Source organism: Pseudoalteromonas sp. SR45-1 (genome assembly GCF_014163655.1).
Lineage (GTDB): Bacteria > Pseudomonadota > Gammaproteobacteria > Enterobacterales > Alteromonadaceae > Pseudoalteromonas > Pseudoalteromonas distincta.
In genome coordinates this window covers 166,512-183,835 of record NZ_JACJDR010000006.1, presented here as the reverse complement: position 1 = coordinate 183,835, position 17,324 = coordinate 166,512, and the positions used below count along the sequence as shown (strand labels likewise).

The following is a 17,324-nucleotide window of genomic DNA, read 5'->3' as shown; positions in this document are numbered from 1 at the left end:
TTATTATGTTTAAATACTTAATGTTTTTAAATTGATTGTTTTATGTAAACATCTAGTTAAGTTGTTAATATACAGACTTGAATAAGGCTGAATAGCTTTAAATTTAAAGAAAAGTAAACAAAGGTAAACGAATGCAAAAAATAATTTTTACAAGTGCAGTGCCAATAATCGCAGCTTTATTACTATCTGCATGTAATAACAGTGAAAAAACAGAGGTTAACAACTCTCAGGTACAACCTAAAACAGCAGAGATCATTATAAAAGAACCATCTAAGAACCAGAAAAGTGACATTATTTTCCCTAAAAAAGAAAGTAGTCAAGGTGTTGTTAAAAATGCATCTAAAAGCATAAATTCATCTGGTGATAAACTTATCTTTAACTCTGAGCAGTTATTTAAAGGCGACGTTATTTATAATCAGAACTTAAAACAAAAAGGTGTAGTAACAGGTACTCTTACCATTACACTAAATACCGATTCTGTGCCTGATGAGTTAAAAAATAATTATGAATTAGTCAAGTCAACAGCTCACAATTACACATTACTTGTTGAAAAGGATGTTGATATTGCAGGATTGTCTAGTGCTCTAAACAGCTATAGATCAGTGAGCAATGTAGAAATTGCAATTAACTATTCACCTATCGAAACACACTTTTAATCAGCAACAATGCACTGATTACGGCCATGTTCTTTTGCATGGTAAAGTGCTTTGTCAGCACACTTGTAAACTTGGTCTATGTCGTTACTGTGCTCAGGCCAAGTTGCAATCCCAATAGAAATTGTTATAAAGCCGATAGTTTCCATATTTGTAGACTCAACAGTTTTACGTAGTCGCTCTGCTATTTTGAGCGCACTTTGGCTGTTTTCATTAGGCAAGACAAGTACAAATTCTTCACCACCTATACGTGCTACGATATCGTCTTTTCGAGATAATTTTTTGATAATATCAGTAAGCGATTTAAGAGCTTCATCTCCTTTATCATGGCCAAAGGTATCGTTAACTCGCTTAAAGAAATCGATGTCTATCTCTAAAATAGCAAATGGAGTTTGCTTAAACATCAATTGGTTTAATAAACCGTTTAAACTCCTACGGTTATGAGTATCAGTGAGGGGATCTGTTTGCGTATCATGACGAAGCTGACCTATCTGCATTTGCAAAGTATTAACTCCATTGAGCATTGCAATTTTTAGTCTTTGGCTTTCAAAGTACCAAGATTTAACACTTTTTAGCTCTTCAATACTTGTTGGATCGTCAAGTGTATTTGCTTTGTCTGCTAGTTGTTTTAAAGGTCTAGAAATTAAGTGAGCAAAAAAACCTATTAAAAGAAACGTAATAACAGCCATCGGTAATGTACGTTTTATTACTTCAGTTATGAGTAAATCAAGTGACGAAAGCGTTGCTCTTACAGGGCGCTGAGCGACAATTACCCATTTTGCTTTAGGCACGGAGGAAAAGCCTGCTAGCATTTCTATCTCTTGGCTATTTTTAACAATAGAAGTACCGCTTTGGCCTGTAATCATATTATTAGTGATGGAATTATTTGTGACGACTGTCCCTATTAGTGCCTGATCTGGGTGATAGAGAATTCGCCTACTGGCGTCGACCACATAAATATATGTTCCACCCTCATAATAATGCTGCTCTAATAAGCTATTTAAAATATTACGCTCCTTTAGATAAAGAGAGCCACCAATATAACCAAGGTAATCTCCACTTTTATCAAACAAAGGATGAGAAATAAAAACAATAAAGTTCCCAGCAGCCGACATATAAGGCGCGCTGATTAATGGTCTTTTTTCTTGTAGCGCTTGTACAGCGCCAGGTGAGTGGATTGATTCACCAATAAGTTGCGGAAATTTAGGAGAGGTTGCGACAACAACACTATGCTTATTAATTACAACCGAGTTAAAGCTATTCGTTTGTAAGTGTAAGCGGGTCGCTTCTTGGTTTAATAAATCTTCATCATCAACTCTTTGCTCTATTTTTTTAGCTGAATAGGCCAGTTGTTGCATTGCGGATTCTAAAAAATTATCTGTTGCGGATGCCAGTTTATTGGCATAAGCATAGTTACTTTTTAGCGTGTAAGCTGTTAACTGCTCTTTTTGTACTTGGTAGGTAGAATAAAAGCTACTTACTAAAGTACTAATAGAAGCCGTAATCGCTAAAAGCAAAATAAGAAATCGAAGATTTAAGGCCGTTAATAATTTTTTTCGCAAACGTATGCCATCCTAAGTACAGGTATTCAGTACCCGAACCTATAATTGTATATAAAGCCCGCAATTATACCCTCTTGAAAATTTATTATCTAATATTAACAAAGCCACAAAAAATATAACTAAATATAACTTTTCGCTAGTTGCAAGATTATGAATTTTCTTTAACTTTTACAATACGTTATTGGTTCCTCTGCAAAAAATCCTTCTTTTGCAGTTACCTCAAAAAGTAGTTAAGCTGCTTACACTTATCTACTTTTTAGCTTTGGAGTGTGTTTTGCTAAATAAGTGTATTGTATCGTCTATCGTTTTTTTATCTGGGTGCTTAATGCCATTACAATCCTCGCTTGCTAAACCCGTGCTTTCTCTTGAACAACAACTTGGGCAAAAGCTAATACTCGACTTTCGTTACTTCTGCCAGCAAGGAGTAAGTAATAAATGCCGAACTCCAATGACCGAGTTACCTAATGAACTCGCTACCGCTATTGCAAAATACGATATTGGTGGGGTAATTTTATTTTCTGAAAACACTCAATCGATAGAGCAAACAATTGCGCTTAATAGCCAATTGCAAACAGCTGCAAGTAAATCCAGTAGTAAGCTGCCGCTATTTATATCAATAGATCAAGAAGGCGGACGTGTAGCGCGTTTACCACGCGATGTTGCCACCTCATTTACCGGTAATATGTCGATTGGCGCAACCTACAAAAAACACGGTACAAGCTTTGCGACAAAAACAGCAACAGTAATAGCTAAAGAGCTAAATTCGCTGGGTATAAATGTAAACTACGCGCCCACGGTTGATGTAAACATGAACCCCGATAACCCTGTTATTAACGTACGCTCGTTTGGTGAAAAGCCAGCATTAGTGAGTAAATTGGGCGCCGCACAGGTTGCAGGATTTGAAAGCAATGGCGTGATTACCTCGTTAAAGCACTTTCCGGGTCACGGCGATACAAACGTAGATAGCCATACAGGCTTGCCTAAAGTAAACCATGCAAAAGAAGTTATTTACGAGCAAGACCTAGCACCGTTTAAACACATTATCGCCAAGCAAAACCCAGGTATGATAATGACGGCGCATATTCAATACCCAGCGCTTGATAGCACAACGTTTATAAGTGTTAATGGCAAAACTATGATAAAACCGGCAACAATGTCGCGCGCAATCATTACTGATATTTTACGTGGCGAGCTTAATTACCAAGGAGTTGTAGTAACTGATGCGCTTGATATGGCTGGTATTAGTAACTTCTTCACACCAACTCAAGCGGTAATAAATACATTTGCCGCTGGAGCTGACATTGCCCTAATGCCTATTGAAATTAGAACACCAGATGATTTAAATAAACTCGATGATCTTATTAAAGATCTTGTTGCAGCGGTTAAATCAAACCAACTTGATGAGCAAGAAATAGCACAATCGGCACAGCGTATTATTACACTTAAAAATAAATTTAGATTAAGCACTAATTTTGACCCTATTACCGCGCTCATAAATGCAAAGCAAACAATTGGCAGTGCAGCACATCGCGAAATAGAAGCGCAGCTTGCTGTAGAGGCAATAACGCAGGTTAAAAATAATAACAGTACTTTGCCGCTTAATTTAAAAGCAGGAAGTAATGTTCATATTATTATGCCAGACACGCGTAAATGTATGGCAATGCAGCAAGCAATTGAAGCTATCAGCCAGCAAAAACTTAACTATAGTTGTAGTAGTTTACAAGGGTTTAATCCGGCACTCGCAAAAGCACAAATACACGCTGCTGATGTAGTTATCGCCGGTAATGCAACACCTAATCAAAGTGCGGTCGAAATTGGCGGTATGGATGATTTAAAAGATGATTCAAATTTTGCACTTAATAATGCAGAGCAGCCAAAAGCACTTGAGTCATTATTAAATATGGCAAAGCAGAGTAATAAAAGCACTGTTTTTATAAGCCTGAGAGCCCCTTATGACATTGCTAAATTTGGCGATTATGCAAATGCCGTACTTGCATCGTATGCATATAATATTGATGTAGATAAAAACGATATTGTATCTGGTCCTGCTTTTACCGCACTTGCAAAAGTGTTACTAGGAGAAGCACCGGCTAACGGCGTATTACCTGTCACAATAAAACCGCAAAAGGCGCACTAATATGAAACTCAATTGTGATTTAGGCGAAAGCTTTGGCGCGTGGAAAATGGGGCTAGACGATGACGTTATGCCACATATTGATATGGCTAACATTGCGTGTGGGTTTCATGCAGGTGACGCCGATGTAATGGCATACACTATTGTACTTGCCAAGCAACATAACGTACAAATTGGTGCTCACCCAAGCTACCCAGACAAGCAGGGCTTTGGTAGGCGCTCAATGGTACTTAGCGAAAAAGAGCTTACAAATTGCCTGCACTATCAAATAGCCGCTATTGAGGGGATGGCAAAAGTACAAGGTTTAACACTTAGCTATGTAAAACCCCACGGCGCACTTTATAACGACATGATGGCAAATGATCAAATATTACAAACCGTTATAAATGTAATTGCCAGCTACCCAACAGATTTAAAGCTAATGATTTTAGCGACTAAAAATGCCAATAAGCACATTCAAATAGCCAAAAGCTCAGGAGTTGATCTAATACTCGAGGCATTCGCCGATAGGCAGTACACCGACGACGGGCATTTAGTGTCACGAACACTTGAGGGCAGCGTTCACAACAAAGCTGCATTACTAAAACAAGTAACTCAGCTTTTATCCGATGGTAGTGTAACAACACGAACAGGAAAAAAACTAACGCTCAACGCCCATAGCTTATGTGTACATGGCGACAACGCTGATGGCATATCACTTATAAAAGATATAAAAGCCCTGTGTAACTCAGCCAATTAGGCTTTCCACACAACCTTAAATTATAAGCTGTAAAGCCCCTTTACAGCTTTAACTCATAGAGTTAAATAAGAGCTTCATCGCATCCTACTGTTAATTTAATAATCCCTAACATATAACTACTTAGAAAATTAAAAAAGTAACAACAGGGATAAAAATGAAAAAGTTTTTAAAACTTAGCCTCGTTTTAGGCTGTAGCAATTTAGCCTACGCTGAAAAAAATACACTACAACTGCAAGATGTATTTAATTTAGAATATGCCAATCAAATAGATATAACCGAAGACGGTAAAACGGTTTATTTTGTGCGTAATCGCATGGATATAAAAACAGATCGTAAAGTGGGGAATATTTGGTCTGTTGATTACAAAACCAAACAAATGCAGCCATTAACCTCTGGCGTGCACATGGATTACTCGCCAGTACTCTCTCCTGATGGCCAACGCCTTGCGTTTATATCAACCCGCGATGGCAGCAGCCAAATATATATTAAATGGCTTAAAACAGGTGCTATGGCAAAAATAAGTAACTTAACAAGTAGTCCTCGTGCGATTACATGGAGCCCTGATTCCAACCAATTAATATTTAGCATGTTTGTTCCAAGCGCTAATTCAGCACCAGTGAGCTTACCAGGTAAACCAAAAGGTGCAACGTGGGCAGAGCCTGCTAAATTTATTGATGATGTTTACTACCGTTCAGATGGTGGCGGTTACACACAAAAGGGCTTTAGCCAATTATTTTCCATAGATGCTAACGGTGGTAATGCCAAACAACTCACTCATGATGAGTTTGATAACGCGGGCGATGTAAGTTTTAGCAACGATGGTAAGTCGCTTTATTTTTCTGCAAACAGGCACACAAACAACCAACTAAAACCCACAAACAGTGAAATTTATAAACTCGATTTAGCTTCGCAAAATATAACAGAAATTACCGATAGAAATGGTCCTGACGAGCAGCCTAAAATCTCTCCCGATGGTCGTTACTTAGCGTACACAGGTTACGATGATAAACGCACTAACTACGAAAACGCTCAGCTTTATATTCGTGATTTAAAATCTGGAGAGACAGTTAGCTTAACGCCGAATTTTGACCGCAGCGTAGGTCAAATAAAGTGGAGTGCAAACTCCAAAGGCATATACTTTAGCTATGCAGATAAAGGCCAAACTGCCCTTGCGTATCAACCACGCAGTGGCAAGCGTAAAATAATAACAACCCAAATTGGCAGCGTTGCATTTGGTCGCCCTTATTCTGGTGGCGACTTTGATGTAAGCGAAGATGGCGAAATAGCCTTTACCCTTGCAGATACTCAGCGCCCTGCTGATATAGCAACAATTAAACGCGGTAAAGCGCAGCGTTTAACTACCCTTAATGCTGATGCTCTAGGTGATAAAGCTTTGGCTAAAGTGGAAGAAGTTTGGATTAAATCAAGCTACGATGAACTCCCTGTTCAAGGATGGATTGCCTATCCGCCAGGTTTTGACAGCAGCAAAAAGTATCCGTTAATACTAGAAATACACGGCGGCCCTGTCGCTAATTATGGGCCGCATTTTAGCGCCGAAATTCAACTGTTTGCAGCAAAGGGGAATATCGTTCTATACATGAATCCACGCGGAAGTGATTCATACGGTAACGAGTTTGCACAAACCATTCATCATAATTACCCAAGTAACGACTTTGATGACTTAATGACAGGTGTTGATGCGCTAATAGCGAAAGGCTTTATTGACGAGTCTAAATTGTTTGTAACCGGTGGCTCTGGTGGCGGTGTATTAACTGCATGGATTGTGGGTCATACAGATCGTTTTGCTGCAGCTGTAGTTGCTAAGCCTGTTATCAATTGGATCAGTTTTGTACTAACAGCAGATTTTTATCCGTTTTTTGCTGATTACTGGTTTCCAGGAAAACCATGGGATCACATTGAGCATTACATGAAACGCTCGCCTATCAGCTATGTTGGAAACGTTAAAACTCCTACTATGTTGCTCACTGGGGAATCTGACTACCGTACACCAATTTCAGAAACTGAACAGTTTTATCAGGCATTAAAGTTACAAGGTGTTGATACTGCAATGGTGCGAATTCCTGATGCATCGCATGGTATTACAGCTCGCCCATCAAACTTAATGACCAAAGTTGCTTATATTCAATGGTGGTTTGATAAACACACTAAATAACCTAAAATTTGTATAACATTTATAGCTCAAATAAAAGCCACTTTAAATAAGTGGCTTTTGTATTTATCGCCGTAGTATTCAAACTGTAAACCCCCTTTACACTTCTGTGACAGTTAAATATCGGACTTAGCTAAAACTTCAGTTAGTAAAATTTCGGTTTATAGCATTTTTTGTAACTTGAGTTGGTAAAAAATCGGTTTGAGTCACTGTTTATAGCCTCTCAGTTAGTAAAATTTTGTTTTATCGCACGGAGAAGTTAGTAAAAAATCGGTTTATAAATTCACTAAGTTTGTCTATTAAAGCAAAAATCAGTCACTTACCAGCCTTTTAAAGTTGTTGTAAACGCTTTTTACAGCAAAATCACCCCAAATATGCCGTTTTATGAAAGGTTAGTTAAACTCTGATCTGTAAATTCACTCAGGTAGTAAAATAGTGATCCAACATGATTTGGCAAGGGCGTGTTGAACTTTGGTGGGTTAATTTGCAGCAGTATGTTTGGTTTTTAGGCAAGGCGGAGCTTATGTAGTGTGGTTATTCCCCATGAATAGGCGATAACGTAGCATAAATACCAAACATGCGCTGCCCTTTGGATTCTTTCTAGGGACGATAAACTCTTTGTTGCTCGGTTTTTACTTAGCCCACTAGGTTACAAACCTCGCGCCGCGATTTAATCGCCCCTAGTTTGAACAAATTTCAATCCACAAAGATCAACACGCCCTAGTTAAAGTCTGATCTGTAATTATGCTTCAATGTTCTAACTTTACTTAAAGCAATAAAAAAGGGCCTATTGGCCCTTGAGTAACACTATCTAGTTAGGAATTAAAATTGGTTCATGGTGTTGTCTTCACCACCGGCTTTTAGCGCGTTATCACCAGAGAAGTATTCTTTGTGCGTATCGCCCATGTTAGACCCTGCTAGGTCTTGGTGCTTAACAGAAGCTTGCTCACGACGAATTTCTTGGCGTTGTACATCACGTACATAAGCCAGCATACCCATATCGCCAAAGTAACCTTCTGATAAAATATCAGTGCTCAGTGCAGCTGTATGGTACGTAGGCAGAGTAATTAAGTGATGGAAAATACCGGCTTCACGTGCGCCATCGCGCTGGAAGTTTTGCACTAGTAAATCGGCTGCTTGTGCAAGCTCTGTTGCATCCATTTCTGGTGCCATAAGGCCTTTATTATCGCCAAGGCTTGGGTAAGCACTAAGGTCACGGCCTGCTTCTTCCCACTCTTGATACACTTGCTCACGAAACTTAAGCGTCCAGTTAAACGAAGGCGAGTTGTTGTATACCAGTTTTGCATTTGGCACGTGTTCTTTTACACGATTCACCAGTTCTGCAATTTGTTTAACATGTGGTTTTTCTGTTTCAATCCACAGTAAATCAGCGCCCGACTGCAAGCTAGTAATACAATCTAATACTACGCGGTCTTTTTCAGTGCCTTCGCGGAACTGGTATAAACCGTTATCTAGGCGAGTTGGTTTACATAACTGGCCATTAATTTTCATTGCCGTATCGCCTTCATTTAAATCATCAACACCGTTAATTGGCGTAGTTTCTAAAAATGCATTGTATTGGCTTGCTAAGTCACCAGGTGTTTGCGACACAGGTACTTTTTGAGTAAGGCTGGCGCCTAATGAATCTGTACGTGCCACAATAATGCCGTTATCAATACCTAGCTCTAAAAAGGCGTAACGTACTGCGTTAATTTTTGCTAAAAAGTCTTCGTGTGGAACGGTCACTTTACCCGCTTGGTGACCACATTGTTTGGCGTCAGATACTTGGTTTTCTATTTGAATGGCACATGCACCGGCTTCAATCATTTTTTTAGCCAGTAAGTAAGTTGCTTCTTCGTTACCAAAACCGGCATCAATATCAGCAATAATTGGCACAACATGGGTTTCAAAGTTGTCTATTTTATCAATAACAGCTTGAACATCGCCGCCGTTCGCTTTTGCTTCATCTAGGTCGTTAAACAAGTGATCTAGTTCACGTGCATCAGCTTGCTTTAAAAACGTGTAAATTTCTTCAATTAGCGCAGGTACCGATGTTTTTTCATGCATGCTTTGATCTGGCAGCGGACCAAATGCAGAGCGAAGCGCTGCAACCATCCAGCCACTTAAGTATACATAGCTGCGTTTAGTTGTTTTTTGATGGCGCTTAATAGCCATCATCATTTGTTGGGCAGTAAAGCCATGCCAACAGCCTAAAGATTGCGTGTACTGGCTTGTGTCGGCGTCATATGAAGCCATATCTTCACGCATTACGTCTGCTGTGTATTGCGCAATTTCAATCCCTGTACGAAAACGGTTTTGTAAACGCATACGGCTTGCGTATTCAGGGTTAATAGCTTTCCATGCGCTGCCTTGTGTTTGGCAAAGAGTAGAGAGTGTGTCTGTTTCGCGTTGATATGTTGTCATAATAAAATCCTTCGAACGAGTGTGTAAATTATTTTAATGTTGTGAGAGTGGCTAGGAGTGTGTTCCGTAGCGCTTAATTCAACATTAGGCTCCTTTTCTAGATTTAGTAAATTTATAGTTGTTATTGTGGCTATACATTTTGTGAATAGCTAAAAAGCACTCAACTTTGCCTTTTTGAGTTATTGTTGCCTTACGCACAAGCACACAACAACATCGCGACCGTTTAAAGGAAGGCAACTATGTCCCACACTCTCACACATTCAGGACTCAGCGTAGATACACAACTCGCTGATTTCGTTAAAAATCAATTACTACCAGGCACTCACTTAAGTGAGCATCAATTTTGGCAAAGCTTTGCACATATCGTTCAAACACTTACCCCTACAAATAAGGCACTGCTTGAAAAGCGAGAATTGCTTCAACAGCAAATAGATGACTACCATCTTGCTAATAAAACGTGGGATAGCGTTAAGTACCATGCCTTTTTACAAGATATTGGGTACTTGGTTAAAGAGCCTGCCCACTTTGAAATTGAAACCCTAAATGTAGAACCCGAAGTAGCCCTTACAGCAGGCCCTCAGTTGGTTGTGCCTGTAAGTAATGCACGCTTTGCACTTAATGCCGCTAACGCTCGCTGGGGCTCGTTATACGACGCTTTATACGGTACTGATGTGTTAAGCGAAGATGACGGGGCTGAAAAAGGTAATACCTACAACCCTGTTCGTGGTTTTAAGGTAATGGCCTACGCTCGCCAGTTTTTAGATAAAGCATTGCCGCTGACCAATGGCTCGCATATAGAAAGCACGAATTACTCAGTAGTAGATGGCGCACTTTTAATTACCTTGCGTGACAGCTCTCAAACCACATTAGCTAACCCATCTCAGCTTATTGGCTATCAAGGTGAAGCACAAAACCCAACCGTAGTGTTATTAAAAAACAATGACTTACATATAGAGCTACATATCGATCACCACCACATTATTGGCCAAGCAGATAAAGCAGGCTTAAAAGATGTAGTGTTAGAGGCCGCGCTTACCACCATTATGGATTGTGAAGATTCAGTAGCTGCGGTAGATGCAGAAGACAAAGTACAAGTTTATAAAAATTGGCTTGGGTTGATGCAAGGTAACTTAGTTGAATCGTTTAAAAAAGGCGATAAAACTGTTGAGCGTACCCTGCAAAGTGATAAAACATACACCGCACTTGATGGCGGCACCGTTACTTTAAAAGGCCGTAGCATGATGTTTGTAAGAAACGTTGGCCATTTAATGACGAACCCTGCTATTACCGATGTGTTTAATCAACCGGTGTTTGAAGGCATTATGGATGCGATGTTTACAGCCACTGCTGCCCTGCACGACCTAAATAAAAAAACAGGTATCAAAAATTCAAGCGCGCAAAGTATTAATATAGTAAAACCCAAAATGCATGGCCCAGAAGAGGTGGCATTTACTAACACTTTATTTAGCTTAGTAGAGGAAGCGCTAAGCTTACCTAAAAACACGCTTAAAATGGGTATTATGGATGAAGAACGCCGTACTTCTGTAAATCTTAAAGCGTGTATTTATGCAGCTAAAGAGCGTGTTGTATTTATAAATACTGGATTTTTAGACCGTACTGGCGATGAAATTCATACCTCTATGCAAGCGGGCGTTGTGCTTCCAAAAGCACAGATTAAACAGCAACCATGGATACAAGCTTATGAGGATCGCAACGTCGATATTGGCCTTGCTTGTGGCTTAAGTCATAAAGCACAAATAGGTAAAGGCATGTGGCCAATGCCAGATAAAATGGTATTAATGATGGAGCAAAAACAAGCTCACCCTAAATCAGGCGCTAATACAGCATGGGTGCCCTCCCCTACAGCCGCTACCCTGCATGCAATGCATTATCACGATATAAACGTATTTACCGAGCAGCAAAGTATAGCTAAACGTACTATTGCGAGTCTTAATGACCTGCTTACACCGCCGCTAATGGCAGACCCTAAAACGCTTTCAAAAGAAGATATTCAAAGTGAGCTAGAAAATAACGCACAAGGTATTTTAGGTTACGTTGTACGTTGGATTGATCAAGGCGTAGGTTGCTCAAAAGTACCTGACATTAACCATATTGGGCTAATGGAAGACAGAGCCACACTGCGTATTTCAAGCCAGCATATGGCTAATTGGTTGCTAAATGGCGTGTGCTCACAAGCGCAAATAAAATCAACAATGGCTAAAATGGCAAAAGTGGTTGATAGACAAAACGAGCATGACACTGCGTATACACCCATGGCAACAAGCGAAGAAACCCTTAATAACAGCATTGCCTATCAAGCCGCTACGGCATTAGTTTTAGAGGGCGTAACGCAACCTAGTGGGTACACTGAACCACTACTACATAGCTACCGTATAAAATATAAAGCACAAAAATCGAATACGCTTTAACTGCTTAATCAAAGTTAAAATTAAGTACTAAACCAGCTTTAAAGCTGGTTTTTTATCGCCTAAAATTAGAATAACAGCACTTTTAAGGCATTTTAAAAATATATATTCAAATAAGCATAATACACATGAATATCTAACATTTATTTAAACGTAAAAAAGCGTGTTTTGCATACACAAAACACGCTTTTTAAAGCTTTTAACCGTTTGCGTTTAATTTTTTACAATGGCATTGTGATAAATATTTTGTACATCGTCACAATCTTCAAGCATATTTATAAACTTATCAAAGTTAGCAATAACTTCTTCGTCTTCAATTTCAATATTAACTTGAGGGATAAACGTAATTTCGTCTACTTCAAAGTTAATGCCTTCAAATGCGTCTTCAAGGGCAGTTTTAGCTTTAAAGTATTCTGTTGGCGGTGCAAATACTGATATTTTACCATCCTCGGCTTCAACATCGCTTACATCAACATCAGCCATCATTAATGCCTCTAATACGACTTCATCGTCATCGCCTGCAAAGCCAAGTACCGCATAATGATCAAACATATGCGCTACACAGCCAGGAGTACCAATTTTTGAGTCTGTTTTAGTAAATGGTAAACGTACATCTTTGATAGTACGGTTCGGATTGTCAGTTAAACAGTCAACAATAACCATGCAGTTACCAGGGCCATAGCCTTCATAACGGGCAACAGAGTAATCTTCTCCTGCGCCACCGGCTGCTTTTTCAATTGCTTTTTCGATAACGTGTGCGGGTACTTGGTCTTTTTTAGCTTTTTCGATTAGACGGCGAAGTGTTTGGTTTACTTCGGGATCGGGATCACCACTTTTTGCTGCAACGTAAATCTCTTTGCCGTACTTTGAGTTTACTTTTGTTTTTGCATTGGCTGTTTTGATCATAGAACTTTGACGAACTACAAATGCTCTGCCCATTTTGTGCCCCTAATGAATACGTTACGTTTTGCGGTATTTTACCAATTCAAAACGTATTGGGCTAGCTCCGCAATGGGCAAAACTTGATTAATAAAAACTTTTATAACTACATACTCATTTCAGAATAAATCAAATGGCATGCTATTTAACATAACTCTATTTTTTCAGAATAACTCTCAACTAATGTCACTAAGTCAGCAAAGTCATGTAAAACGTAATCGGCCTGATCGGCGTAAGCTGGCGTTACCTCTGGAGCGTATAAACATGCACGCATATTTGCATTGTGCGCAGCTTGAATGTCGTAAAGGTAATCGCCTACATAAAGTAAATTTCTGGCGTTAATGTTCCAAAGTGTAGCAATGGCATTTAAAGCGCTGGGATCTGGCTTTGCTGGGGCATCGCTTCGCGTTAAAACTGTGCTGATAGGGAGTGGATTATTTTGTAATTTCATTGCCGCTGCTTTATCAAAATTGCGAGTAACAATTGCCATCGGTATATTTTTAGACTTTAAAGCATTAATAGCTTCACTCACCCCAGGTAAAATACTGGCATGTTGTGCGTCTATTAATTCGTGTTGGTGAACTATATTCATTGCCTCTTCACGCATATACGGTGAGGGCAACTGAGCAATGTAATCAAGTAAGTCTTGCTCGCAAGGGCAACCTATTTGGGCTTTAATTAATGTAAAATCTAGTTCGGATGAAACTAATGTTCCATCTAAATCAAAAATTACTCCAAAAATAGCCTCAACCTGAGTAGTCATATCATTCCCTGAATTTAGTTATTACTAAATAAAATTTAAACATAAAATTCTCTACTGCTTATGCCCAAGCCAGTTATAGCTAAAGGGATAAATGAAACTAACTATATTTAAATTATTTATTTGCACTGCTATCAATCTATTGATAATACAGTAAATATAATTGGTAGTTGTAGCATGCGCAAAAAATGGTAAATATACAAATTGAACTACCAATTTTTACGTAAATTTACATATACCAGATCAAAAATGAACGCAGTTTAAACGTATGAAGAAAACGCGCACATTAACTGCAGTGCGCGTTGGTTGGGGAAGTTTTAACTGTTAATTTTGCTCAAAGCGGGCTTCGAGCCAAGTATCATCTTGTGCAAAGTTTAAAGTTTTAATCTTACCTTTGCCCTCAACGTTTACCATATTTACCTGAGATGGCCATAAATCACGAAGCGCGCCATTGCTCATTTTAATTCCTTCAATGTTTTCAGGAATTGGTGCTTCTTGGTAAACCCAAAAAAACTTACCATCAACTTGTGCTCCCACAAAGTTAAGTGGTAAAGGTTCACCACTTAATGTTTGTAGAGCAACATGCGATTCAACATATTTAGCAAAACGTTGCTGATCGGCTTTATTGCTAATAATATCGATTTTGCCTTCAAATAATGTTCCTACGGCATGTTCGGTATCATGTAAATAAAAGCGGTGCATTAACTCAACATTATGCGTTCGTTTATTAAAAAGCACGGTTGTAATTGACGATTTTAGTTGATGCGCCATACTCGGCGCAGCAACTAAAAGGCAAACAATAATAAGCAAAAAGCGCATTATTGCGGCTCCTCACCGTTATCTTTTTCGTCTTTCTTCTCATCAGTTTTAAGCTCAGTTTTAATATCTTGCATGATATCGCGACTTACTTTAGCTTTACTCTTTTCCTTTTTAAACACTTCAATACGTGAAGGAATAATACGACGAGGGTAGTTATTATTTTCAATATCTACATCCGCTGTTTCCCAATTAGGATCTACAGTAACTGATACAAGCGGTTTGTTTTTATCGGTAACAATTAGCTTTTGAACATTTTTATAATTACGACGCCAAATTTCAGCAGGAATATAACGCTCTTCAGTCGTGCCATCTTCATATGTTAGCTCAAGTAATATAGGCATTACCAAACCACCAAGGTTTGAAAATTCCATAACGTAGTAGTTTTTATCTTCTTCTAAAGCACGTTCAAGCGTTTTACGCTCCCACGGCTCTAAGCCTTTTAAAAACTTATTGTACGAGTTACGTTCTTTATTGGTTACAGTAAAGCGGTCGTTTTCGTCATAAAAATCGGTAACATCAGGGTTTTGCTCAACCCATGTTTTTTTATCTTCGGCGCGGTTACGCTCAACAAATAATGACGTAGGCTTGTCTGCTTCAATATCACGTAAACGGCTGTAATCAATATCAGGGTTTTTAGTGTCTAAACGTAGTTGATACACTTTATCTAAAGAGATATCAACATGGTCTGTGGTGTAAAACCAGCCACGCCAAAACCAATCTAAATCAACACCAGAGGCTTCTTCCATTGTACGGAAAAAATCAGCTGGAGTAGGGCGCTTGTATTTCCAGCGCTGAGCATACTCTTTAAATGCAAAGTCGAATAAGTCACGGCCTAAAATTACTTCACGTAAAATATTAAGGGCTGCGGCAGGTTTAGTATAAGCATTAGGGCCTAAACGTAATACGCTGTCTGACTGAGTCATAATTGGTACTTGGACTTCTGACTTCATGTAGCTCACTATATCGCGAGGCTCAACACCCCAAGGAATAGTAGGATCCCATTCACGACCAGCAACACCATCTAAAAAGCTGTTTAAGCCTTCATCCATCCACGTCCATTGGCGCTCATCTGAGTTAACAATCATTGGAAAGTAAATATGACCCACTTCATGAATAACTACGCCAAGTAAAAAGCGCTTTTCAGCTTGAGAATAAGTACGTGTACCATCATCTTGTAACTTAGTACGCGGGCCGTTAAAGGTAATCATTGGGTATTCCATACCGCCAACAGGGCCATTTACCGATTGCGCAGTTGGGTATGGGTAGTCAAAAGAATACTTAGAGTACACTTCCATTGTGTGTACTACCGCTTCAGTTGAGTACTTTTTCCATAAGTCACCACCTTCTTTAGGGAAGAACGACATTGCCATAACTAAAGGCTGAACGTCACCACCTTGTTGATAACCTTTTGCATCCCACATAAACTTACGAGACGACGCCCAAGCAAAGTCACGAACATTCTGTGCTTTAAAGTGCCACGTTTTAGTTTTGTCGGTGCCTTCTTTTTCGTTTTCTAGCGCTTCTTCTGCGTTAACAATAAACACAGGACGCTTAGATGTTTCAGCTTGCTTTAAACGTTTGCGCTGAGTACTTGTAAGTACTTTGCTCGCGTTATCAAGCTTACCTGTTGCCGATACAATGTGATCCGCAGGAACAGTAATCTCAACATCGTAATCACCAAACTCAAGCGTAAACTCACCAGAGCCTAAAAATGGCTTGTTTGTCCATGCCTCGTAATCGGTATAAGCCGCTAAGCGAGGGAACCACTGAGCAATTAAGAATATGTCGTTGCCATCTTCTTCAAAGTGCTCGTAACCAGAACGTGCACCTACAGCATCTTCTTCAACAATGTTGAAGGCAAAGTTCATGCTAAATTCTACTTCTTTACCTGGTTTTAATGGCTCGTTTAAATCAATGCGCATTAAAGTATCAACTACAGTTACGCGTAGCTCTTTACCATCGTCATCTTTTACGCCACTGATAGTATAACCCAGTTCGTTGTCGCTCATAAATTGCTGACGGCGTAAGTCACCTAAACTTAATTTAGCAGGCTTTTGAGCTGGTAGGCTTTCTAAAGTGCTTTTAAACGTTTTAGTTGTTTCGGCAATTGAATCGCTTTTAAAAATATTTTGATCTAACTGTAACCATAAATATTTAAGTGTATGCGGAGAGTTATTTTTATATTCAATGCTTTGGCTACCGGTAATACGGTGCTTTTTTTCATCTAGCTTTACATCAATATCGTAGTTTACACGTTGCTGCCAGTATCTTTCACCTGGTTCGCCAGCGGCACTACGATAAACGTTGGGTGTAGGAAGCGCTTCGTCTAATTGACGAAATTTATCAACAAAAGAACCTTTTGTTTGCTCAACCGAAGACGCCATAACCGCACTAGATATTGCCAAAGGCAATACAAAAGCACTTAGCGTAAGACCTATTTTTTTCATTGTTAGTCCTAATATAATTTTGTGAGCATACTTTGACAAATATACCAGTTAGCTTCAATAAATTAGCGACCAAGTACCGTATTTTTAGGGTGATGTTCACTTAGTTTATTAGATTGAAAAGTACAATTATTTTGTAACAAAATACGAATAAATAAAAACTGTAAAGGGGCTTTACAAAAGTGGGTTTTAATAATGGTTTTGAGCTGTTAAATACAAGTTTTAGAGCTTGAAAAAAGCACATTAATTTTACC

Annotated in this window: 11 protein-coding genes; 5 read left to right on the top strand and 6 right to left on the bottom strand. The window is 39.1% G+C overall.

Annotated features, from left to right (window positions below):
* The first annotated feature begins 131 nt into the window (after positions 1–131).
* Positions 132–656: a hypothetical protein gene (locus H5089_RS08355; protein WP_165723782.1), complete on the top strand. Its 525-nt coding sequence runs from the start codon at positions 132–134 to the stop codon at positions 654–656.
* On the opposite strand, the gene H5089_RS08350 is transcribed toward H5089_RS08355, so the two are convergent.
* A complete protein-coding gene (locus H5089_RS08350; protein WP_182711999.1) occupies positions 653–2,170 on the bottom strand; it encodes a sensor domain-containing diguanylate cyclase in 1,518 nt (505 codons plus the stop codon). The genes H5089_RS08355 and H5089_RS08350 overlap by 4 nt on opposite strands.
* 370 nt (positions 2,171–2,540) lie before the next feature.
* On the opposite strand from H5089_RS08350, the gene H5089_RS08345 reads away from it, so the two are divergent.
* From H5089_RS08345 to H5089_RS08335, 3 genes are all read left to right on the top strand, one after another.
* Positions 2,541–4,352, top strand: coding sequence for a glycoside hydrolase family 3 protein (locus H5089_RS08345; RefSeq protein WP_182711974.1), 1,812 nt, complete (start codon positions 2,541–2,543; stop codon positions 4,350–4,352).
* Between the two features lies 1 nt (position 4,353).
* Complete coding sequence (locus H5089_RS08340) at positions 4,354–5,088, top strand: 5-oxoprolinase subunit PxpA (RefSeq protein ID WP_182711973.1); 735 nt, start codon at positions 4,354–4,356, stop codon at positions 5,086–5,088.
* Positions 5,089–5,242: 154 nt separating this feature from the next.
* Positions 5,243–7,261, top strand: a complete 2,019-nt coding sequence (locus H5089_RS08335; protein WP_182711972.1) for a S9 family peptidase — start codon at positions 5,243–5,245, stop codon at positions 7,259–7,261.
* Positions 7,262–8,080: 819 nt separating this feature from the next.
* Here the strand turns inward: H5089_RS08335 and H5089_RS08330 are convergent.
* Positions 8,081–9,682: an isocitrate lyase gene (locus tag H5089_RS08330; protein WP_182711971.1), complete on the bottom strand. Its 1,602-nt coding sequence runs from the start codon at positions 9,680–9,682 to the stop codon at positions 8,081–8,083.
* Between the two features lie 239 nt (positions 9,683–9,921).
* Here H5089_RS08330 and H5089_RS08325 point away from each other — a divergent pair, with 239 nt between their 5' ends.
* Positions 9,922–12,111, top strand: coding sequence for a malate synthase G (locus H5089_RS08325; protein ID WP_182711970.1), 2,190 nt, complete (start codon positions 9,922–9,924; stop codon positions 12,109–12,111).
* 210 nt (positions 12,112–12,321) lie between these two features.
* Here the strand turns inward: H5089_RS08325 and H5089_RS08320 are convergent, their stop codons facing one another.
* The 4 genes from H5089_RS08320 to H5089_RS08305 all read right to left on the bottom strand — a co-directional run bounded on the left by H5089_RS08320 (position 12,322) and on the right by H5089_RS08305 (position 17,073).
* On the bottom strand, positions 12,322–13,047 hold the full coding sequence (locus H5089_RS08320; RefSeq protein ID WP_002959197.1) for a YebC/PmpR family DNA-binding transcriptional regulator: 726 nt from the start codon (positions 13,045–13,047) through the stop codon (positions 12,322–12,324).
* A gap of 145 nt (positions 13,048–13,192) precedes the next feature.
* The gene (locus tag H5089_RS08315) at positions 13,193–13,810 is read right to left on the bottom strand and encodes an HAD family hydrolase (protein ID WP_182711969.1); all 618 of its coding nucleotides are present in this window, start codon (positions 13,808–13,810) and stop codon (positions 13,193–13,195) included.
* 321 nt (positions 13,811–14,131) lie between these two features.
* Positions 14,132–14,626 carry a DUF6702 family protein gene (locus H5089_RS08310; RefSeq protein ID WP_154902845.1) on the bottom strand — a complete coding sequence of 165 codons (495 nt, stop codon included), beginning with the start codon at positions 14,624–14,626 and terminating at the stop codon, positions 14,132–14,134.
* Positions 14,626–17,073, bottom strand: coding sequence for a M1 family metallopeptidase (locus tag H5089_RS08305; protein ID WP_182711968.1), 2,448 nt, complete (start codon positions 17,071–17,073; stop codon positions 14,626–14,628). Before H5089_RS08305 ends, H5089_RS08310 begins: the two co-directional genes overlap by 1 nt.
* Positions 17,074–17,324 lie beyond the last annotated feature (251 nt).